This is a genomic window from Flavobacterium plantiphilum, assembly GCF_046000495.1.
Classification (GTDB): Bacteria; Bacteroidota; Bacteroidia; order Flavobacteriales; family Flavobacteriaceae; genus Flavobacterium; species Flavobacterium plantiphilum.
Window position 1 is genome coordinate 180,582 of sequence record NZ_JBELQA010000003.1, and the last position, 23,565, is coordinate 204,146.

A 23,565-nucleotide genomic window follows, 5' to 3' on the forward strand; every position below is an offset into this window, starting at 1 on the left:
GAAATTCAAACAAAAATAAAAATATTGAGCCACAAGGAAGTAAGTTTTTAAAGCTTATAAACTTAGTATCTTTGCAGCTTAGTAACTTAAATAAAGAATGGCAAAAGAAGTATTAGAGTGTTCGTTTTGTGGAAGGAAAAAGCCAGAAACTAATTTGTTGATTGCTGGTATTAATGCGCACATTTGCGACAGATGTATCGAACAGGCTCACGGAATTGTTCTGGAAGAATTGAAATCTAGCGGAAGTTCAAAATTAATTGGCGATTTGATTTTGCAGAAGCCAAAAGAAATCAGAGCTTTTCTGGATCAGTATGTAATAGGGCAGGACCAGACTAAAAAAGTAATGTCAGTAGCGGTTTACAATCACTACAAGCGTTTAATGCAACAGCAACTGGACGATGAAGTAGAGATTGAAAAAAGTAACATCATCATGGTGGGACAAACCGGAACCGGAAAAACATTAGTAGCAAAAACCATTGCTAAAATGTTAGATGTTCCTTTGGCTATCGTAGATGCTACAGTTTTAACCGAGGCTGGTTATGTAGGTGAAGATGTCGAAACTATTCTGACACGTCTTTTACAAGCGGCTGATTATGATGTGGCTAAGGCTGAACGCGGCATTGTATTTATTGATGAAATAGATAAGATTGCCCGTAAAAGCGATAATCCATCGATTACCAGAGATGTTTCAGGAGAAGGTGTGCAACAAGCTTTATTGAAATTATTAGAAGGAACAGTTGTAAACGTACCACCAAAAGGAGGGCGTAAGCATCCGGATCAAAAATTTGTAGAAGTCAATACACAAAACATTCTGTTTATTGCCGGTGGTGCTTTTGATGGAGTAGAACGTATTATTTCGAAACGTTTGAACCGTCAGGCTGTCGGGTATTCTACTTCAAAAAATGAAGATAATATTGATAAGGAAAACTTGTTACAATACATTATTCCTAAAGATATTAAAGACTTTGGATTGATTCCGGAAATTATAGGTCGTTTGCCCGTGTTAACTCATATGGATCCATTGGACAGAGAAACCCTGCGTTCAATTTTAACGCAGCCTAAAAATGCTTTAATTAAGCAGTACCAAAAGTTATTCTCAATGGATGAGGTAGTATTTTCTATTACTGATGATGCTTTGGATTTTATTGTAGATAAAGCATTAGAATATAAATTAGGAGCCCGCGGATTGCGTTCCCTTTGTGAAGCTATCTTAACGGATGCTATGTATGAATTGCCAAGTTCTGATGATAAAATACTTGAAATTGACGTAGATTATGCAAAGGAAACTTTGAATAAAAATTTATTGAAACGATTAGAGATTGCTTCTTAAAGATTTTTTTAAAAAATAAAATATTCAAAACCTGTTCATTAGTTTGAGCAGGTTTTTTTGTTGTGGTATTTTATTTGAAATTATCTCTGTGTAAAAAACACAAAATCTGTTTTTTTATAAGCAATTTATTGTCGATTTTTGTCGCTTCTAAAATCAATATAGATTAAAAATGGCAATTGAGGATAAAGAGGTTATTTTATTAAAAGTTTCTGGTCAGGATAAACCAGGGGTTACAGCTGGTTTAACATCAGTGTTGGCAATGTATAATGCCATTGTTTTGGACATAGGACAAGCTGATATTCACGACACACTTTCGTTAGGGATTTTGTTCGAAATCGAAGCAGGTTCTTCTTCAGCGCCGGTTTTAAAAGACTTATTGTTTAAAGCATATGAATTAGGTATCAAAGTAAAGTTTATCCCAATTACCGTAGAAGATTATGAAAAATGGGTAAAAACGCAGTCTAAACAGCGTTATATCATTAATATTTTGGGCGAAAAACTCACTGCAGCTCAACTGGCAGCGGTAACTAAAATAATGTCAGACCAAAATTTAAATATTGATTCTATAAAACGATTAACCGGAAGAACATCCATTGTAGAAACGGAGATTTATCCGCGTTCCTGTGTGCAATTATCTGTTTCGGGTGAAGTTGTTGATAAAACAGTATTGACGGCTAGTTTTATGTTAGTTTCCAGAAGTTTAGATGTAGATATTTCTTTTCAGGAGGATACTATTTATAGAAGAAACAGACGTTTGGTGTGTTTTGATATGGATTCTACACTAATTCAAACTGAAGTTATCGATGAACTGGCAGAGCTGGCAGGAGTGGGTGAGCAGGTAAGAGCAATTACTGAATCGGCCATGAACGGAGAGATTGATTTTAGTGAAAGCTTCAAGAAGCGTATGGCTTTATTAGAAGGTTTGAGCGAAGATGTGTTGCATAATGTAGCGATCAATTTGCCTATTACTAAAGGAGCACACCGATTGATGAAAGCATTGAAATACTACGGATACAAAACTGCGATTCTTTCAGGAGGTTTTACTTATTTTGGAAACTATTTGCAAAAAGAGTTAGGAATTGACTATGTTCATGCGAATGAATTGGAAATTAAAGACGGAAAATTAACAGGAAACTATATAGGTGATATTGTTGATGGTCAAAAGAAAGCTGAATTTCTAAAAGCTATTGCTGAAAAAGAAGGCATTCACATCAACCAAACCATTGCTGTGGGTGATGGGGCTAATGATTTACCAATGATTAATCTGGCCGGATTAGGAATTGCTTTCCATGCTAAACCTACGGTAAAAGAAAGCGCAGCTACTTCCATTTCCAGTTTGGGTCTCGATGGAGTTTTGTATTTATTAGGATACCATGACCGCCATATTGATATGATGGACGATATATAAAATGCTCAATGCTAGCATATAAGAAGCCTTAGTTCTGATTTTTGAACTAAGGTTTTTTTATGGAATTTAATTAAAAATTGTATTTTTATAATTCAAGAAAAGGAAAAAATAGTTACAGCTCAAGTAAAAATTCAGAAACTACAGCTACAATTTGTTTTTCTTTTATGGAACTAAAAATGATGTAAAATATAATTTTAACACATTAGAAAATGAAAACATTAACTTTTAAAATTGAAATTAATGCTCCCAAAGAAAAAGTGTGGTCACTTTTATGGGAGGATGCAACTTATAGAAAATGGGCAGCTGTTTTTTGCGAAGGTACTTACGCTGTAAGCGATTGGGAAGAAGGAAGTATGATACAGTTTCTTACCCCGAACGGTGAAGGAATGCATAGTGTTATTGAGAAAAAAACGGCAAACGAATACATGGCTTTTAAGCATTTGGCAATGGTTAAAAATTTTGAAATTGAGCCTGTAGATCTGGCAACTCAGGAATGGGTTAATGCGATGGAAACGTATAGTCTGACAGAGGAAAATGGAGTAACTGTTCTGGAGGCTAAAGTAGATACGACTGAAAAATATGTAGTTTTTTTCAATGATGCTTTTGCAAAGGCATTATCAATAATAAAAGAACTTTCGGAAGCATAATCATTAATTTAAAATACAATGTATGACAACAATTAATCCGTATTTGATTTTTAACGGCACTTGCGAAGCAGCATTTTTGTTTTATCAATCTGTTTTTGGTGGTGAAATACCGTATTTGGGAAAATTTAAAGATATGCCTAAAGACGCTGATTCTCCTGAACTGTCTGAAGAGGATGGTAATAGGGTTATGCATGTATGTCTGTCTGTTGGCTCAATGATGCTAATGGGAAGTGACAGTAATTCAGCAAGTGGTGATGTTACTTTTGGGAGTAATGTTTCTATTTCTGTGAATGTGGAAAGTAAAGAGGAGGCTGATAAAATATTTAATGGGCTTTCAGAACAGGGAAATCCTCATATGCCTATGAATGATACTTTTTGGGGGGCTTATTTTGGGATGCTTACCGATCAATTCGGGATTAACTGGATGGTTAATTTTGACAAAAACGGGAAACAATAATTATGAAAATGAATAATAGAATTGCTGACAAAACCTTAATTCAGCCGAATTGAGGTTTTGTTATACAATCACTTTCTCCTGCATCCCTTTCAATTGTTCGAGATAATCTCTTTGATTGGATAATCTCGGAATTTTGTGTTGTCCGCCCAGTTTGTTATTGTCTTTTAACCAATCATAAAATAAATTCTCTCTGGCAACATTGATGACCAAAGGATTTAGGGTCATGTTGTTGTAGCGTTTGGCTTCATAATCTGAATTTAAGGTTTGCAAAGTTTCGTCGAGCGCTTTTTGAAAAACTTTCATGTCTTCAGGTTTTTTCTTGAACTCAATCATCCATTCGTGAGCTCCTTTTTCTTTACCATTCATGAAAACCGGTGCAACGGTATAGTCTTTAATTTCTGCTCTTGTCAGCTGACAGGCTTTATCTAAAGCCATGTCAGTGTTTTCAACCATCAATTCTTCACCAAAAACATTGATGTGATGTTTGGTTCTTCCGGTTACTCTGATTCTAAATGGATTCAGAGAAGTAAAGCGTACGGTATCGCCCACTAAATAACGAAATAATCCAGAATTGGTTGTAATTACGACAGCATAGTTTTTATCTAATACTACGTCGACCAGACGCACAGCTTTTTGATTAGGAGTTGCAAAAGTATCCATAGGAATGAATTCGTAAAAGATTCCGTAATCCAGCATTAGTAGTAAATCATTGGAATGATTTAAATCCTGAATGGCAAAAAAACCTTCTGAAGCATTATAAATCTCGTAGTATTTAAAATCTTTTTTAGGTAATAAATTTTTGTATTGTTCCCGATACGGGTTAAAACTTACGCCACCATGAAAATAAACTTCCAGATTTGGCCATATTTCAAGCAGATTATCCTGACCGGTTTCTTCGAGCATTCTGTTCATCAGTACAAGCATCCACGAAGGAACACCGGCAAAACTGGTTACATTTTCTCTTTTTGTCTCGTTGATAACGGCGTTCATTTTAGATTCCCATTCGCTCATCAGCGAAATTTTGTTGCTGGGCGTACTGCTAAATTCGGCCCATATAGGCATGTTTTCGATTAATATCGCTGATAAATCCCCAAAATAACTGTTGTTGTCTTCATAAATTTGAGAACTCCCTCCCAAACGCAGACTTTTACCTGTAAACAGTTCTGAATTCTCATTGTTATTCAGATACATGCACAGCAAATCTTTACTGCCTTTATAATGACAATCTTCTAAAGCTTCATTACTTACGGGAATATATTTGCTTTTAGCATTGGTTGTTCCGCTGGATTTTGCAAACCATTTTATAGGGGATTCCCAAAAAACGTTCTGTTCTCCCTGACGAGTTCTTTCAATCAGTGGCTGTAATTCTTCATAAGTAGAAATCGGAATTCTTTCTGAAAAAACAGCATAGGAATTAATGGAAGCATAATCATATTTTTTGCCTAACACCGTATTTTTTGCGGCAGCAATGAGGTTCATAAGTAATTCTTCCTGAACTTCATTAGGATATTTTACAAAGAGTTCAATCTGATGAATTCGTTGTTTTAAGACCCAGGAGGCAAATGAATTGAGGAGTTGTATTGGCATTTTTAAAAAATAGGGTTATGAAAATTACCTTAGGAATAATAACTTTACCAAAAATAGGAAAATTTACGAAACATCACACTTTTTAAAATCCAAACTTAATGCAATACCAAGGCGTACTCACAAAGATGCAAACAGAATACGGAAACCCAATTCAATATTATTTGGTTTTTGAAACTAGTTTTTTAAACGTAAATCAGCTGTTAAACAAAAATATTACTATCAGTTTTGTAGATTTTCAATGTTTAAATTGCAGTAAAAAAAAGAAAGTCTACCGTCAGGGTTTTTGTTATGATTGCTTTTATTCCAGTGCTGCAGCGGGCGACTGGATTATGAGGCCTGAGCTAAGTACTGCACATTTAGGGATTGCCGACAGGGATTTAGTTTATGAAGAAAAAGCACAATTGCAGCCTCATATTGTATATCTGGCTTTATCAAGCGAGATAAAAGTAGGGGTAACACGAAAAACTCAGGTACCTACACGATGGATTGATCAGGGGGCTAATGAAGCCATTGCTGTTGTTGAGGTTCCTAATCGCTATTTAGCAGGAATAACCGAGGTTGCATTGAAAAATCATTATGCAGATAAAACCAATTGGCGTAAAATGTTAACAAATGATATAGAAGCGGTAGATCTGGTTGCAGAACGATTAAAATTACAGAATTTAATTCCAGCCGAAGTTCAGGAATATTTTTATTCCGATAAAATTGATTTGTATCAGATAGAGTATCCGGTCTTGCAGTATCCGACAAAAGTAAAAAGCTTAAATTTAGATAAAACTCCTGTTTTTGAGGGGAAATTAACCGGAGTAAAAGGGCAATACTTATTATTTGAAGATGGTACTGTTTTTAATATTCGCGGAGCAGAAGGTTCGGTAGTGCGTATTGATGTATAGGGTTAATTTTATTGAAAACTAATTGTGAATAGGCTTTTTTGAATGGTGTGTATTAGGATTATGATTTGAAATTATAAGATATTATGAAAATATTATAAAACCGATAGCTTCTAAAGCGGTATTTTTGTAATAGTTTACTATTAAATAAAATTCCATCATCATGTTAAAGAAAGTGTTGCTAATTACAGGAGCTATTTTATTCTTATTTATAGGATCATTATTTGCTATTCCCTATTTTTTTAAGGACCAGATAAAAGCGAAAATTATTGAAGCGATTAATCAAAAAGTTGATGCTAAACTAAGTTTTGCTGATGCTAATCTGAGTTTGTTTAAGAATTTTCCAAATGCAAATGTGACCATTGAAGAACTGGCCATCATTAATAAGGCGCCTTTTGAAGGAGATACCTTGATTGCTCTGGGAGAGTTAAATTTAAAAATGTCTGTTAAAGAACTTTTTAAAGGCGATAATGAACCCATAAATATTGATGGAATTAATTCGAAAAATGGTTTAATCAATATTATTTTCAATAAAGATGGAATTGGAAATTATGATATTGCAATCAAAGATGACAAAAAAGAAGGTCAGGATTCCGAAAGTAAACCCTTAGCACTGAATATTCAGAATTATAAAATAGACAATTTTCAATTTCGATATTTTGATGAAAGGTCCAAAATAAAAATGCTTATCGATAGTCTGAATCATGAAGGAACAGGAGATTTTGCTGCTTCTAAATTAGATCTGGATACGCAGTCATCGGCTAAAATCAGCCTGGATATGGACAAAGTAAATTACATGAAAAATGTTGTCCTGAATTTAGATGCCGTTTTAGGAATTGATTTGGAAAATAACAGATATACTTTTAAAGAAAATAAGGCTTTAATCAATCAGTTACCATTAGAATTTGACGGTTTTATTCAGTTACTTGATGCGGGTCAGGAATATGATTTGAAATTTAAAACCCCAACATCTTCATTTAAGAACTTCTTAGGCGTGATTCCTGCCACTTATGCGGCCAATCTGGATAATGTAAAAACAACAGGCGATTTTACGGTTACAGGTTTTGCCAAAGGAATCTATTCAGATACTACTGTACCAAAATTTAATGTCGAAATTACTTCAGATAATGCATCTTTTAAATATCCTGATTTGCCAAAATCAGTGCAAAATATTGTTATAGATACTAAAATTATCAATCAAACGGGGATTTTGAACGATACTTATGTTAACATAGATAAACTTTCTTTCAGGATTGATCAGGATGTTTTTAATGCTAAAGCTAATATTAAAAACATCACCGAAAATGCTCTTGTTGATGCGATGCTAAAAGGAACCATCAATTTAGCAAATGTAACAAAAGCATATCCTGTTAAATTAGACAAACCTTTAAGCGGAATACTAAAAGCCGATGTCACTACTAAATTTGACATGCAATCAGTAGAAAAAAGCCAGTATCAGAACATTAATAATGCGGGAGCCATAAGCTTGTCTGGTTTTAAATATACCGATGAAAATGGTAAATCCATGAATATTAATAAAGCTGAAATCGTTTTTAATCCGTCCAGAGTGAACTTAAAACAATTTAGTGCTTCTACAGGAAAAAGTGATTTGAATGTTACGGGTGTTTTAGAGAATTTTTATGGATATATTTTTAAAAATCAAAACCTTCAGGGAAATTTTAATCTGACTTCTAATCAAATAGCAGTCGATGATTTTATGACCACAACGGATGAAAAAACTTCTTCAGATGAAACAAAGAAAGATTCGGAAGCAATGAAGATTCCGCCTTTTTTGGACTGTACGCTTACTGCAAAAGCCAATACAGTTTTATATGATAATTTAACCCTGAGAGATGTTTCCGGAAAATTAATTGTAAAAGATGAAAAGTTAACGATGGAAGATGTGAAGACTTCGATTTTTGGAGGTTCAGTGGGACTAAGCGGTTCGGTATCCACTAAAGGGAAGGTACCTGTCTTTAATATGGATTTAGGGATGAAACAGGTGGATATTGCACAATCTTTTACCCAGTTAGATATGCTTAAAAAATTGGCGCCAATTGCAGGAATTGTAAATGGTAAACTGAATTCTACCATTAAATTAAACGGAAATCTGGATGCAAAAGAATTTACTCCTGATTTAAAAACGATTTCGGGAGATTTGTTAGGTCAGTTTCTTTCAACAACAGTTAATGAAAAGAATTCGACATTGTTAAATGCTTTAAGTTCGAATATTAAATTTTTAGATTTAAGCAAAATCAATTTAAATGATTTAAAAGCGGCAATAACTTTTGACAACGGACGAGTAAACGTGAAACCATTTAATATTAAATATCAGGATATACAGGCAACTATTGGAGGAACGCATGGTTTTGACCAAAGCATGAATTATGATATTAAGTTTAATGTTCCGGCAAAATATTTAGGTACGGAAGCTAATGCGCTTATTGCAAAATTATCTGCTGCCGATGCGCAGAAACTGGAAAGCATTCCTGTTAAAGCCATGTTGACCGGAACTTTTTCTAATCCTAAAATAACAACCGATTTAAAAACAGCAGTGACTAATCTGACCAATCAGCTCGTTCAGCAGCAAAAACAGAAATTAGTTACTAAAGGAACTTCGGCTTTAACTGATTTATTAAATAAGAATAAAAAGCCAGGAGACACTACTAAAACAGCTGTTCCTGCAACAAAAGCTGAAACTCAGGAAAAAGCCAAAGAAGAAGTAAAAGCTAAAGCTACTGATTTATTAAACAATTTATTCAATAAGAATAAAAAACCAGCAGATACTACAAAAACAAAATAAATAGTATGCTATTAATAATAAAAAATCCATCTCAGAATATTAAAACTGAGATGGATTTTTTGTTGGATTATACGGTAAAATTAACTTGTCTTTTTGTGAGTTAATTAAGTATTGTTTAGAATATTAATCGTATCCCGGGTTTTGATCGTACAAGCCAGGAGCCGTCAGGAATTCCTGAAGTGGTATTGGATATAACAATGAATTTTTGTCTATAATGCCAAGGCTACCTGAGGTGTCTTCTAAGGTCTTCCATGCATTCAGTGTAGCTATTGCATTCCCGGATCTTATTAAATCAAACCATCTTGTTCCTTCTCCGAAAAATTCCATTCTTCTTTCGTTGAATAATCGGTTTAAATCAACATTGCTTGCATCTCTCGCCAGACCTCCTCTTTCTCTAATGTCGTTGACTATATCATCTACATCTGCTTGTGATCCACCTCCTCCGTGGAGTGTACATTCTGCCATTAACATTAAAACATCAGTATATCTTAAAACAATAAAGTCTACTCCCCAATCAGTTCTTCCATTTCCATATCTGGATGCATCAATATATTTTTTTACTACAGGATTTGCTGTATATGTACCTAAATATGTACCAGATGTAACTGTATAAGTTTCTGCCAGAGTCACTCCTCTACGGGTGTCATTAACATCAAACATGCTTAGAAATGAGGAAGAAATGGGTTTGTATTCTAATGAGCCTTGTTCAGATAAATTTAAGGAAGCAAAATACGGTTGATATCCTAGCTCAATTTCAAAGTTTCCACCAACTCCATTACCAGTATTTTGAGAATATGGTATAACCAAAACATTTTCTTTGTTAGCGTTTCCTTCAGTTTTAAATATTGAAGCATAATCAGTAGCGAATACAAATTGATTACTAATTTTTATATCATTAAGTTGTTGATATGCTTTATCCCATTCATTTAATCCAAGCATTGCACCGTCTATACCATAATTTGGGGATGAACGAGTCATATATACTTGAGCTAATAATCCTTTAGCCCCGTATTTAGTCACTCTTCCATAATTAGCTTCGTCATAAGATGGAGGAAGATTGTCTACTGCAAACTGTAAATCGGAAAGAATTAAATTGTAAATTTCTGTAACAGGTGTTCTGCCTATTTTAGAAACTTCTTGAGGGGATAATGTGTTTTTTATGAGCGGAACTCGCCCAAACCAACGGATTAAATCAAAATAGCAAAATGCTCTTAAAAAGCTAGCTTCTGCCTTCATGTATGTTCTTTCAGTTTCAGCTGTAATTACATTACCATTACTTTCTAATTTTTCTAATAATTGATTTGCTTTATATATTGCATTATAATTAGATACATAAGCTTCTTTTATTAAAGGGTTGGTACTTAGTGATGTGAAAAAATTATTAATACCTTCCCAATCTCTTGATGCTTGTGTGGTAGCATAAAAATTATCAGATCGTACTTCGCTTAAATTTAATATCCTGTTAGGATAACCATATTCATTTGCTCCGTGAAACGCATAAGAATAAGTTGCATTCCGAGCCTGAATAAAATCATTTTGAGTCGAATAAAAATTCTCTGTTGTTTCCTGTGATAGTGGAATTTGGTTGAGTTCGCTTTCACAAGATGCTAAAGCAAAAACAGCAAGAAGATTTGCAATTATATAGATATGTTTTTTCATCTTTGTTTTAATTAAAATTAATATTAAGCCCTAATACAAGAGATTTAGCTAGTGGTGCTCCGCCATAATCGGCAGGAACTGGGAAGCTGTCATTATTACTACCAGAAACATTAGCAGCTTCAGGGTTAAATCCTCCTTTGTATTTGTCTTTGTAAAACCAGTTTTCAGCACTTATATATATTCTTGCATTGTCGATTCTGCTCAATGATTTTAAAGCACTGGAAAGATTATAGCCTAAAGTAATGTTTCTGATACTAATGTAATCTGATTTGTATAACCAGTCAGTATTAGGGACATATCCAAAATTCGTTTTCCAGTTTCCTCTTACTGCAGGGTTTACGTCAAGATTGTTTTCAACAGCACCCATTCCGGTACGGTTGATTCCTCTACTTAACAAACTATAAATGTATCCTCCATTTTGACCTTGTACCAGGATGTTTAAATCTAAGTTTTTGTATTTAAATGTATTTGTGATCCCCCAAATGTATTTAGGATTAGGATTTCCAACATCAACACGGTCGTCTGTTGTTATTTTATTATCTCCATTTTGGTCTATATATCTGGGATCACCTAATACTAAAGGTTTACCTGACCAGGTAGTTCCACCCTTGTCAATATCTGCCTGAGTTATTACCCCATCTTGTTTAATAGCAAAGATGGTGTACATTGGTTTTCCAACTTCTAATTTGTAAAAAGGAACCCCACCACTAAAACTTGAGTTAATTTCGATTTTATCCTGATCCTGTCCTAATGCTAAAACTTTGTTAGTATTGTAGCTGATATTTGCTGAAGTTTTCCATTGAAAATCCTTAGTTGTAATATTAGCAGTATTCAATTCAAATTCCCAACCTTGATTTCTTACCTTGCCAATATTTGTTAGCAAGCTTGTGTTACCTGAAGCAGCTAAAACTGGTACATTCAGTAATAAATCACTATTTGTTTTTGTGTAATAATCAAATGATCCGGAAATTTTATTATTTAATATTCCGAAATCAATACCGTAATCATTTGACTGCGATTTTTCCCAATGTAAATTAGGATTTGGTATGCCTGATACTCCTTTTCCTAGTCCTGTTCCTCCTCCTAAAGCGTAATTATAGGAAGCTAAAGTTGAAAAAGCAGCATAGTTACCAATGTTATTATTACCATTTAATCCTGAACTGGCTCTTAATTTTAAACTGTTAAGCCAGGTTGCATTTTTCATAAAATCTTCTTCAGTAACTATCCATCCCAGAGAAAGAGAAGGGAAAGTACCCCATCTTTGTGCAATACCAAATTTTGAAGATCCGTCACGTCTTATACTTGCAGAAAGAATATATTTTTCTTTAAAATCATACTGAAGTCTTCCAAAGTAGGAGATTTGAACATTTTTTTCAGAATTTGTGCTACCAGTTGAGCCTGAGGGTAGTGTCTCAATAGTATAGCTATTGTAAAGACTTCCAGATGAAAGATTGGAACTAGTTATTTGATAAGAATTATAAGATTGTCCAGCAAGTAATGTGAAGTTGTGATTGTCTTTAATTGTTCCGCTATACGTTAAAGTGTTTTCGTTAACTATATTTTGTCTTCGATAGGTGTTATAGTTCCCTCTAATGCTGAGTAGTGCATCATTTGGAGTATATCCTTCAAATGTATTGTCTGCATTATCAAAGTTTATAGTACTCTTAGCATGTAAGTTGTTAATAATTTCATAATCAATGTAACCTGAAAGCAGGTTTCTAAACATAGAATTCTTACCTGTTCTGCTTAAAAGTGGTAACATACTTGTTGTGCTACTTCCCCATGCGTAACGTGTAGTATATTTTTCTCCTTCATCATTTGTAGTGCTTTCAAAAACCGGCGTTGCACCAAGAGCTTTATGAATAGTACTGTCTTTTCCTTCAACACCCGGATCATTTTTAATTGAATATGAAGGAGCAATGTTGATCCCCATTTTTAGATGTTCAGAGAAATTTACATCGATATTCGCTCTGGCGGAATACAGGCTATAATCTGTGCCAATAATATATCCTTTGTTTTTTTGATAATTTCCAGAAACATAATAGTTAACCATATCTGTAGCGCCTGATGCTGATAGTTGATAATTGTTAAAAATACCTGTACGGAAAATCACATCCTGCCAATTGATATAATCTAATCCAGGATGTCCTTCTATATCCCAGCGTGGGTCATACATATAACTGGTATTAAACTCAGTTGGTCCAAGGTCGGCAACATTCGCAGCATTATTAGCATTAAAAACTGCTCTTCTTTCGTCAACAGTTTGATCTGCAGTTGCACCAGTAATTCCTGAATTGACCCACTGATAATCTATCATAGTTTTAGCTCTGTTAATCCATTGTTCTGCACTGAGCATATCTACTCTTTTAGCTTCCTTGTTTACACCTGTATAAGTATTAAAGGTGAATTTTGGTTTACCCACTTTACCTTTTTTGGTTGTGATTAAAACTACTCCATTAGAAGCTCTTGATCCGTAAATGGCAGCGGCGGCAGCATCTTTTAAGACCTCAATCGATGCAATGTCATTTGGGTTCATATTATCTAAAGGGCTTCCATTAGAAAAACCTCCACTACTACTTGTTCCCTCGGTATGTATAGGGAAACCATCTATAACATATAATGGTTCGTTTCCAGCAGTAATAGAGCCGGTTCCGCGAATATTTATGCTAAATGGTTGTCCGGGAAGCCCTGATGTTTGTTTAACTCTAACACCTGCAACCTGACCAACAAGGCCTTGATCAACTCTTGAAATAGGTCTTTCAGTAAAATTATCTGTTTTTATAGAAGACATTGAACCGGTTGCTAATTTTTTCTTTTGAGTACCATATCCGACAACAACAACTTCCTCAAGTTCTGAATTTGAAGGCTGTAATGAGATATTGTAAGTGTTTGAGGTTCCTACTTTTTGTTCAGATGCCGTATAGCCTAAATAAGTAAACACAATAACATCTCCCGGTTTCGCTGAAATGGAATAATTTCCATCCATGTCAGTTGTACTTCCTTTAGTTGTTCCTTTGATAACTAAGGAAACTCCGGGGATCGGGAGTCCTGATTCATCGATAATTTTTCCTTTGACTAATTTTTCCTGAGCATACATGTTGGAACTTAGCAAAAGAACCATTAGCATACTCAATAAATAAAAAAGTTTGTTTTTCATAATTAACTTGTATTACGGTTAGCAATTAACTCAAAAATAATTTTTCAGATATTTTTAACTATCCTGCTGTGTCTGTATTGCCCGTTTTTACAGGGAAATCCATTACCTGAGTATATTAATTGTTTTTGTTTTTTGTTAAAATCATTTATTCTTTTATTATTTTTTAATTAATTATTTTTTTAAAATAAAAAAATAGTGTTAAAATAATTATGAATATTATAAAAATACTTATTAGCTATTCATCCAATGTGGAGATGCTGCAAAATATCCGGTAGATTAAAAAAACGACTGATAATCAATTTATGCCAAACAGGATGGTGCAGGATGCATTAAAGACAAGTATTTAATATTTTTCGCTGTTCAAACAGAAATAATTTTAAATAGTTTTGTGGTTTTAAACTATTTTAAAAAGTGTTCACAAATCATTAAAATACAATTCAATGAAAATCAAACTTACTTATCTTCCGTTTGTCATCGGAATTTTGTTTTCTTTAAACGGTGCTGCTCAGCAAAATAAATCAGAAACTGCGTGGCCGGAAACTAAAAATGTAAGCAAACCATGGGCACGCTGGTGGTGGATGGGAAGCGCAGTAGATAAACCTAATTTAAAATCCAGTCTAATCGATTTTCAAAAAGTTGGAATTGGAGGCGTAGAAATCACCCCTATTTACGGTGTAAAAGGAGAAGAGAGTAATTTTATAGATTATTTGTCTCCTAAATATATGGAAATGCTGGGCTATACAGTAAAGATTGCTGATAGTTTAGGTTTACAGGTTGATATGGTTCTGGGAACAGGCTGGCCTTATGGCGGACCTCAGGTTTCCTTAGAAAACGCCGCAACTAAATTAGTCGTGGAGAAATATGAGGTAAAGAAAAACGAACAATTTAATAAGGATATAAAAGCAGATCCGGCTCAGGAGAAAGTTCCGGCGCAATTATTAGCTGTTTCCGCTTACGGAGCGGATGGTTCTTATCTTGATTTGACAAATGAATTGAAAGGAAATGTATTAAACTGGAAGGCTAAAAAAACAAATTATACGCTGTATGCCATTTTTGCAGGGAAAACAGGGCAACAGGTAAAACGTGCTGCACCGGGAGGTAAAGGCTATACTTTAGATCATTTTTCTACTGAAGCGCTGAATGCTTATGTGGTTCCTTTTGATAAAGCATTAGTAGGTTTTGAAGGAAAGCTGAGGGCTATATTTAATGATAGCTATGAAGTGTATGGAACTGATTTCACGCCACTTTTTTTACAGGAATTTGAAAAACGCAGAGGGTATGATTTGAAAAAATACCTTCCGCAGTTGTTCAGTAAAGAAGATTCTGAAATTGGAAACAGAATTAAAAGTGATTACAGAGAAACCATTTCTGATTTATTATTGAATAAGTTTGATTTACCGTGGACTAAATGGGCTAATTCTAAAAATTATAAAACGAAGTTACAGGCACACGGTTCTCCGGGGAATTTAATTGATTTATATGCCTCTGCTGATATTCCTGAGTGTGAAACTTTTGGTTCCATGCCTTATGATATCCCGGGATTCAGACGTGAAAAAGAAGATATTCGTGATGGAGATGCTGATCCTGTTATGTTAAAGTTTTCTTCTTCGGCAGCTCATATTGCCGGAAAACCATTGACTTCTTCAGAAACTTTTACGTGGTTGAGAGATCATTTTAAAACGGCTTTGTCACAATGTAAACCGGAAGTTGAGGATTTAATGCTTAACGGAATCAATCACGTTTTTCTTCACGGTTCAACTTATTCACCTAAAAGAGCGGAATGGCCGGGATGGAAATTTTATGCTTCGGTGAATTTTAATGCTACGAATTCTATCTGGGAAGATGCTTCGGGCTTATTCAATTACATTGCTAATTGTCAATCCTTATTACAGGCTGGAAAGCCGGACAATGAAACTTTATTGTATTACCCGGTCTATGATACCTGGGGAAAAAATTTAGGCGGAAATTTATTTTTCCAATTTAAGATTCACTCGTTGAAAGAGTGGCTGCATGGAACACCGTTTTATGATACTACTAAAAAATTAATGGAAAACGGTTACGGCGTTGATTTTGTTTCAGATGCTTTTATTGCTCAGGCAAAAGTAAAAGACGGAATGTTAGTTTTGCCTGGTGGTAGTTATAAATCATTAGTAGTTCCTAATTGTGATAAAATGCCATTGCCAACTTTAGAAAAACTGATTGCTTTGAAAAAAGAAGGAGCACACATTATTTTTGAAGGTTTGCCCAAATCGGTTCCGGGGTTCAATGATTATCAAGCACAAAATGAAAAATTAGAGGCATTACTTTCTTCAAACAAAACAATAGTAAATCCGGTAAGCGATTTGTTTAAAGCTTTGGCAGAAGCCAATGAACAACCGGAAACATTGGTAACAACCGGTTTAAAATTCATCAGACGAGATTTGGATGGAGAAAAAATCTATTATCTGGTAAATCATACTGCTAAGACTATTGAAGGTTTTATCCCTTTGGCTGTAGCCAATAAAGAGGTATTGATTTTAGATCCGTTAAACAGAAAGACAGGAAATGCAATAGTTAAGAAAGAAAGGCAAACAACTTTAGTAAAACTTCGTATTGAATCCGGAAAATCATTGCTTTTGAAAACCGAAAATACTGCTTCTGAAAAACCTTGGAAATATTACGAAGCGACAGCAGAACCTATTGCGTTAAAAGGAGATTGGAAATTGACTTTTGAAAAAGGAGGACCTGCTTTACCAGCGCCTGCAAAAGTAACTACTTTAGAATCATGGACTAAAATTAGCCCTGAAACAGAAGCTTTCTCAGGAACAGCATTGTACACTTTGCAATTTGATGCACCAAAAGTAGCTGCGGATAATTGGCAATTAAATCTGGGTGATGTGAGAGAAAGTGCTAAAATCTGGCTGAATGGGGAGTATATCGGTGAAGCGTGGTCTGTACCATTTACAATCAATTTAGGAAAATTGAAGAAAGGGAAAAATGAGTTGAAAGTTCAGGTGACTAATCTTTCTGCCAATAGAGTTCGCGATATGGAAATGAAAGGAAAAGAATGGAAGATTTTCTACGAAATTAATATGGTGGATAAGGATTATAATAAATTTGATGCTACTAAATGGACTCCAATGCCTTCCGGTTTAACAAGTCCGGTTACGATAACTCCTTTGAAAAATGAAGTGAATTAAACCGTTTTAATTTTTTTTAAAAAGAAAACCTTCCCAATTATAATTTGAATAAGATTACAATTGGGAAGGTTTTTTGCTTTAATAGCCTTATTTTAAAAATATTTTGTTTTGAATGTTTTTAGAGGAACGAACAATAATCGAATCAGAAGAGCCACCTTTGATAGCCAGTTTTACATACTCAGGTGTATTAAAATCAATGTTGTCAAAAACAATATTTTTAGAATCTAATAAAAATAAAGAGGAATCTTTGGTTGTAATTGACATATTCTGAAAAGCAGCATTTTTAAGATCATGTGCGTTAAATAATTCGGTGCAATTCACATTGGCATTCTTAATCGTTAAATTGGTTACCGGAGATTCGGGAATTCCAAAAACTTTTATAAAAGTGGAGCAGTTTTCGATAATGATATCTTTGATTGTGATATTTCGAAATTTTGGAGTCAGTTTATTAATGGGTCTTGCCGGTAAGCGATCTGCTAGGTCACCCACACTGCCGGAAGAACCCAGCATATCCCATTTGATAGCTGTTTGTTCCAGATTCATTCTGATGCGTTCATAGGTTATGTTTTCGCCACCTCCACCACGTGATCTTCGGGTTTTAAAACGGATGCCAACTCCTTCTATATTAAATACGCAATCATGAACATAGAGGTTTCGAATCATTCCTGCTGTTTCGCTTCCGCAGGTGATTCCGCCATGTCCTTTTAAAGCCAGGCAATAACGTACCACTACATTTTCGGTTGATTTGTTGACTCTGATGCCATCTTCTCCACGGCCGGCTTTCATGGTAAAACAATCATCACCGGTGCTCAGATTGCAATATTCAATTAATACATTTTTGCTGGATTCTATGTCAATTCCGTCACCGCGGGCTATTCCGGCAGAATTTACTGTAACACCCCGAATAATGACATTGTCACAGTAAATAGGAACAATATTCCAAAAAGCAGTGTTGGATAATGAAACACCTTCGATATAAACCTTTTTGCAATTAACAGGCGAAATAAACATGGGAGGGAAAATCCAGTCTTGTTTTTTTCCGTCAACAATTCGCTCAGAAACGGGTGTTTTGGGATCAATCACATTATCAATCACGTCTTTTGTTAAAATGCGGTCACGAATAGATCCCGGCTGAGGTCCAACAAGCTTTCCTTTTCCGGTAACGGCAATATTGGTAGCTCCATTAGCATAGATACAAGCACCCAGAGACATCACTTCAATTCCTTCAATTCGGGTAAAAACAACCGGGAGAAAATCTTTTATTTCGCCACTAAAAATTAATTGAGCGTCATTCTCTAAGTGAAAGTTAATGTTATCTTTCAGCTGGATTCTTCCGGTGAGCCATTTTCCGTCAGGAACAATAACCGTTCCGCCACCTTTAGTACTTAAGTCGTCAATTGCTTTTTGAATTTTTGCAGTGTTTAATTCTGTAGCAGATAATTTTAAAATTATTTTTTCAGAAGGGAATAGAGGTTTTTCAAAATTGATGGTGGCAAAAGGAGCTTTGACCGGTTCTATTTCGTCAGGAAGCATTTTTACACCCACTTCATTTTCGGTCATGATGTTGATGGTCTCAGTTGCTGTCTTTAAGTTTTTCTTTGTATTGCAACAAAGCAGGATTAACATTGTTGAAGTGAGTACTGTAATCGTTTTTAATCGGTTCATTTTAGTGAATGTTTGTTTTTGAAAATTTCAGGCAAAAAATATTGAGAGGCAGTATTTTTTTAATTTCTGTGTCCGAATCGCAATTTTTATGCCGAAAATTGATTATAAATTTTAATTTAGCAGGATGCTACAGGACGGAAAAGCGAGACTCTTAAGCTATTTTTACCTAATTAATTATTTTTATCAAAAATAGGAACTTTAAATTTATTATTAATTCACAAAAAATAAACAAATGAAGAAACTGGTTTTAATCGTTACCTCTTTTTTATTATACAATTCGGCTTTGAGTGCGCAAAATCCTTTTAACAAGAAGGAAGTACTGGCTCAAATGGAATTGGCTAATAAATATTTCATGGACAAATGGCCAGATACCGGAAAAACAATTATCACTAATACAGAACGCCCAAGTAATATCTGGACACGCGGAGTATATTATGAAGGATTAATGGCTTTGCACGAAATCTATCCAAAAGAAGCTTATTATAAATATGCTTACGACTGGGCAGAATTCCACAAATGGGGGTTCAGAGGTGGAAATACCACACGCAATGCCGATAATTATTGTGCAGCTCAAACCTATATTGATTTGTATAATTTAGAACCGGATGCTAAAAAACTTAAAAATACGAGAGCAAATATTAATATGTTGCTGAATACTCCACAAAATGACGACTGGTCGTGGATTGATGCTATTCAGATGGGGATGCCGGTTTTTGCTAAAATGGGTGTTTTAGAAAATGATAATAAGTATTATGAGAAAATGTATGAAATGTATATGTTTTCCAGAAATAAACACGGGGATAATGGATTATTCAATCCAAAAGACGGATTATGGTGGCGTGATGCCGATTTTGATCCTCCTTATAAAGAACCAAACGGAGAAGACTGTTACTGGAGCCGCGGAAACGGATGGGTAATTGGAGCATTGGCAAAAGTGTTAACCATCATTCCTGAAAATGCACCTCACAGAGCACAATATGTAAAAGATTTGAAAGCAATGGCAAAAGCCTTAGTGCCTATTCAGAGAGCCGACGGTTTCTGGAATGCAAGTTTGCATGATCCAAATAATTATGGAGAAAAAGAGGCGTCAGGAACTGCTTTGTTTGTTTATGGAATTGCTTATGGAATTAACAATGGTCTTTTAGATAAGAAAACCTATTTGCCGGTTATTGAAAAAGCCTGGAAAGCATTAACCACTGAGAGTTTGCACAAAAATGGATTTCTAGGATACCTTCAATCTACAGGAAAAGAACCAAAAGATGGTATGCCATTAAGCTATGATAAAATTCCTGATTTTGAAGATTATGGTTTGGGTTGTTTCTTGTTAGCCGGATCAGAAATTTACAAAATGGAATAATTAAAAATGCTGTTTTACTTGCTTTGTGTAGAGTAGACAGAGTTTATAATAGAAAAGGGAAGTTTAAAAGACTTCCCTTTTTAATAAAAATTAATTATTTGTAAAATGAAATGTAGAATCCTTAGTACCGTACTGCTTTTGAATAGCTTTTTTCTTTTTGCAAAAGAATTCTATGTTGCTCCTTCGGGAAATGATGCTCATAACGGAACAATTACAAATCCTGTTGAAACGATACAAAGAGCACAGCAGCTAGCCGGTTCAGGTGATACGGTTTTTATAAGAGGAGGAAATTATTCGATGAGAGAGGAACAAATTGCACAGTCAAGAGGCATCTGGGCATATGTTACTAAATTAGATAAAAACGGAATTTCTTATCTGGCTTATAAAAATGAAAAACCGGTTTTTGATTATAAAAACATTAAGCCTGCCGGAAAACGCATCATCGCCTTTTTAGTAAATGCAAATTATATTCGAATAAAAGGAATAGAAGTTAGAGGTGTTCAGGTAACAATTAAAACCCACACTCAATCAGAATGTTTTGAAGTTCGCGGAAGTCATAATGTTCTGGAACAACTCAATATGCATGATAATATGGCTATTGGAGTTTATATGCTGAGTGGTTCGAATAATCTGATATTAAACTGCGATGCTTACAACAACTGGGATTCTGTCTCCGAAGGAGGAAAGGGTGGTAATACCGATGGTTTTGGTGCTCACCTTCAAAAAGGAGATATCAATAATGTTTTCAGAGGTTGTCGTGCGTGGTTTAATAGTGATGATGGCTTTGATTTAATCAATAATGCCGAACCCGTTTTGATAGAAAACTGCTGGGCTTTTTATAATGGTTATACTCCTGATTTTGTGTCCAGAGCTGATGGAAACGGGTTTAAGGCAGGTGGTTATGCTAAAGGCAGAAATCCGTACAGCAATGTAATTGCTAATTTCACTCCAATTCCCAAAAACACAATCCGTTTTTGTCTTGCTGTCGGAAATAAACAAGGCGGATTTTATGCGAATCATCATTTAGAAGGTAATTATTGGCACAATAATACGGCTTATAAAAACAGAATAAATTATGATATGCTTAATTGTCTGGCTCTAAATCCTGTTGATTTTGGAACGGACGGTCCCGGATGGAATCATGAATTAGTTAATAATCTGGGGTTTGATGCTAAAGTAAGGGAGTTAGCAAATATTGATAAATCCCGTTGTGTATTGAAAAACAATTCTTTTGATTTGGCTAATATAAATGTAACCGCTTCTGATTTCAGGAGTCTTGATGAAAAATTATTGATGGCTCCGCGTCAGGCAGATGGAAGTTTGCCCGACACTGATTTCTTAATATTAACACCTTTAAGTAAATTACTAGATGCGGGAATTGATTTAGGTTTTTCATTTAAAGGTAACGCACCGGATTTAGGATGTTTTGAAAGACAATAATTAGATTATTTATAAAAAGGATACAATTAATGAAATAAAATATGATTAAAGTAAACAAAAGATTATTTTTTAGAATTGCTTTTTTAGTGGGATTTTCACTAAATGGCTTTTCTCAGGAGAGTGCAGCATTTGCATTGTGGGATAAGGTTCCGGGAGCAATTAAAAATGAAGCTTACAAAGAAGAACCAAGATTGGATTCAAAAGGCAACCGAACAGGAATCAGAAAGGTAACTGAACCAACGTTAATGCCGTTTTTGGTTGAAAACAAATCATCTAAAAATGCGGCAGTTGTTATTTGTCCCGGAGGAGGATATTCAGTTTTATCTATTGATAAAGAAGGAATAAAAGTAGCTGAATGGTTTAATTCTATTGGGGTTTCGGCCTTTGTATTAAAATACCGTTTGCCATCCGATGATATCATGAAGGATAAAACGGTGGGGCCATTACAGGATGCACAAGAAGCTATTCGTGTTCTTCGCAGAAATGTTGAAAAATGGAACTTGGATGCGGGTAAAATTGGAATCATCGGATTCTCGGCAGGAGGTCATTTAGCCGCAACGGCTTCCACTCATTATTTGGATAAAGTATATGATGCTAAGGATGATATGAGTGCGCGTCCTGATTTTTCGATGCTGATTTATCCGGTAATTTCTATGGAAAACGGAATTACACATAATGGTTCGAAAGAAAGCCTTTTAGGAAAAACAGCTTCGGCTGATTTGATTGCTAAATATTCGAATGAAAAAGAAGTAAATGAAAATACACCGCCTACATTCTTAATTCATGCGACAGATGATGGTGCTGTTCCGGTAGAGAATAGTATTAATTATTATATGGCTTTGAAAAAGAATAAAGTTCCTGCCGAAATGCATATTTATCAAAATGGAGGTCATGGTTTCGGACTTGGGGTAGTGGGTACAAATACCGATTGGCCAAAAGCTTTGGAACATTGGTTAACGGCTAATAAAATAATAGCTGAAAAACCGGTTTATCTTTTTTCTTATTTCAAAGGAAATGGTGAAGATGGGTTACATTTCGCTTACAGTGAAGATGGATATAAATGGCAATCTTTGAAAAACGATGCTTCGTTTCTGACTCCGGAAGTAGGTAAAGATAAACTTATGAGAGATCCCTGTATTATAAAAGGAGGTGATGGCTTGTATCATATGGTATGGACAGTGAGCTGGACTGATAAAGGGATAGGATATGCTTCTTCAAAAGATTTAATCCATTGGTCAAAACAGGAATTTTTACCTGTTATGGCTCATGAAAACGGAACACGTAATACCTGGGCTCCTGAAATTACTTATGACGAAGTAAATAAAGAATATATGATTTACTGGGCGAGTACTATAACAGGAAAATTTCCTGAAACACAATCTACTGAAGATACCGGCTATAATCACAGAATTTATTATACAACTACGAAGGACTTTAAAACTTATGCGCCGACAAAATTACTTTATGAGCCCGGTTTTAATGTAATTGATTCTTCAATTATGAAAGATGATAAAGGATATATTATGTTTTTAAAAGATGAAACAAAAGTTCCTGTGCAAAAAAATCTTAAAGTAGCATATAGTGATAAATTAACAGGACCTTATTCAAAAGCCAGTACTCCAATTACAGGAAAATACTGGGCGGAAGGGCCAACAGCTATTAAAATAGACGGAAAGTGGATGGTGTATTTTGATAAGTACAGAGATCATAAATACGGTGCTTTAAAACAAACAGGAACCGGCTGGGAAGATGTTTCGGATAAAATTAGTTTCCCTTCAGGAACCCGTCACGGAACTGTTTTAGAAATACCAAAATCAGTACTTACGCAGTTAATGAAATAATAAATTTTTTATTTAACATCGCTACATAAATTTTAAAGCCGGTTTGATTAGTTTTTACACAATCAATCCGGCTTTTGTGTATATGATATATTTTTTCGTAAATTATAGTGATTTTGTTTTATTTTTGGACTTTTTATTTTTTATA

Annotated in this window: 14 protein-coding genes; 10 read left to right on the plus strand and 4 right to left on the minus strand. The window is 34.7% G+C overall.

Going from position 1 to position 23,565, the window contains the following annotated elements; genetic code table 11:
- Window positions 1–97 precede the first annotated feature (97 nt).
- From clpX to ABS764_RS06205, 4 genes are all read left to right on the plus strand, one after another.
- A complete protein-coding gene (gene clpX, locus ABS764_RS06190; protein ID WP_408080930.1) occupies window positions 98–1,330 on the plus strand; it encodes an ATP-dependent Clp protease ATP-binding subunit ClpX in 1,233 nt (410 codons plus the stop codon).
- 169 nt (window positions 1,331–1,499) lie between these two features.
- Window positions 1,500–2,738 (plus strand): phosphoserine phosphatase SerB, encoded by a 1,239-nt coding sequence (gene serB, locus ABS764_RS06195; protein WP_408080931.1) that lies wholly within the window; start codon window positions 1,500–1,502, stop codon window positions 2,736–2,738.
- A gap of 209 nt (window positions 2,739–2,947) precedes the next feature.
- Entirely contained in the window at window positions 2,948–3,385 is a 438-nt protein-coding gene (locus ABS764_RS06200) for an SRPBCC family protein (protein ID WP_408080932.1), read from the plus strand.
- A gap of 22 nt (window positions 3,386–3,407) precedes the next feature.
- Window positions 3,408–3,842: a VOC family protein gene (locus ABS764_RS06205; RefSeq protein WP_408080933.1), complete on the plus strand. Its 435-nt coding sequence runs from the start codon at window positions 3,408–3,410 to the stop codon at window positions 3,840–3,842.
- A 60-nt stretch (window positions 3,843–3,902) separates the two neighbouring features.
- Here the strand turns inward: ABS764_RS06205 and ABS764_RS06210 are convergent, their stop codons facing one another.
- Window positions 3,903–5,429, minus strand: a complete 1,527-nt coding sequence (locus tag ABS764_RS06210; protein WP_408080934.1) for a GH3 auxin-responsive promoter family protein — start codon at window positions 5,427–5,429, stop codon at window positions 3,903–3,905.
- A gap of 98 nt (window positions 5,430–5,527) precedes the next feature.
- Here ABS764_RS06210 and ABS764_RS06215 point away from each other — a divergent pair, with 98 nt between their 5' ends.
- Both ABS764_RS06215 and ABS764_RS06220 read left to right on the plus strand, forming a co-directional pair.
- Window positions 5,528–6,322 carry a DUF2797 domain-containing protein gene (locus ABS764_RS06215; RefSeq protein ID WP_408080935.1) on the plus strand — a complete coding sequence of 265 codons (795 nt, stop codon included), beginning with the start codon at window positions 5,528–5,530 and terminating at the stop codon, window positions 6,320–6,322.
- A 160-nt stretch (window positions 6,323–6,482) separates the two neighbouring features.
- Window positions 6,483–9,122, plus strand: coding sequence for an AsmA-like C-terminal region-containing protein (locus ABS764_RS06220; RefSeq protein ID WP_408080936.1), 2,640 nt, complete (start codon window positions 6,483–6,485; stop codon window positions 9,120–9,122).
- Between the two features lie 123 nt (window positions 9,123–9,245).
- Here ABS764_RS06220 and ABS764_RS06225 read toward each other — a convergent pair whose 3' ends face one another.
- Together ABS764_RS06225 and ABS764_RS06230 are read right to left on the minus strand one after the other, a co-directional pair.
- Window positions 9,246–10,781, minus strand: a complete 1,536-nt coding sequence (locus ABS764_RS06225; protein ID WP_408080937.1) for a RagB/SusD family nutrient uptake outer membrane protein — start codon at window positions 10,779–10,781, stop codon at window positions 9,246–9,248.
- Between the two features lie 7 nt (window positions 10,782–10,788).
- Window positions 10,789–13,938, minus strand: a complete 3,150-nt coding sequence (locus ABS764_RS06230) for a SusC/RagA family TonB-linked outer membrane protein (RefSeq protein ID WP_408080938.1) — start codon at window positions 13,936–13,938, stop codon at window positions 10,789–10,791.
- 440 nt (window positions 13,939–14,378) lie between these two features.
- Between ABS764_RS06230 and ABS764_RS06235 the strand changes: the two genes are divergently transcribed.
- Window positions 14,379–17,117, plus strand: a complete 2,739-nt coding sequence (locus ABS764_RS06235) for a glycosyl hydrolase (protein WP_408080939.1) — start codon at window positions 14,379–14,381, stop codon at window positions 17,115–17,117.
- Window positions 17,118–17,204: 87 nt separating this feature from the next.
- On the opposite strand, the gene ABS764_RS06240 is transcribed toward ABS764_RS06235, so the two are convergent.
- Entirely contained in the window at window positions 17,205–18,782 is a 1,578-nt protein-coding gene (locus tag ABS764_RS06240; RefSeq protein ID WP_408080940.1) for a glycoside hydrolase family 28 protein, read from the minus strand.
- A gap of 232 nt (window positions 18,783–19,014) precedes the next feature.
- Between ABS764_RS06240 and ABS764_RS06245 the strand changes: the two genes are divergently transcribed.
- The 3 genes from ABS764_RS06245 to ABS764_RS06255 all read left to right on the plus strand — a co-directional run bounded on the left by ABS764_RS06245 (window position 19,015) and on the right by ABS764_RS06255 (window position 23,420).
- Window positions 19,015–20,139 carry a glycoside hydrolase family 88/105 protein gene (locus ABS764_RS06245; RefSeq protein ID WP_408080941.1) on the plus strand — a complete coding sequence of 375 codons (1,125 nt, stop codon included), beginning with the start codon at window positions 19,015–19,017 and terminating at the stop codon, window positions 20,137–20,139.
- 105 nt (window positions 20,140–20,244) lie between these two features.
- Entirely contained in the window at window positions 20,245–21,579 is a 1,335-nt protein-coding gene (locus ABS764_RS06250; protein WP_408080942.1) for a right-handed parallel beta-helix repeat-containing protein, read from the plus strand.
- A 41-nt stretch (window positions 21,580–21,620) separates the two neighbouring features.
- Window positions 21,621–23,420, plus strand: coding sequence for a prolyl oligopeptidase family serine peptidase (locus ABS764_RS06255; protein WP_408080943.1), 1,800 nt, complete (start codon window positions 21,621–21,623; stop codon window positions 23,418–23,420).
- Window positions 23,421–23,565: the final 145 nt, after the last annotated feature.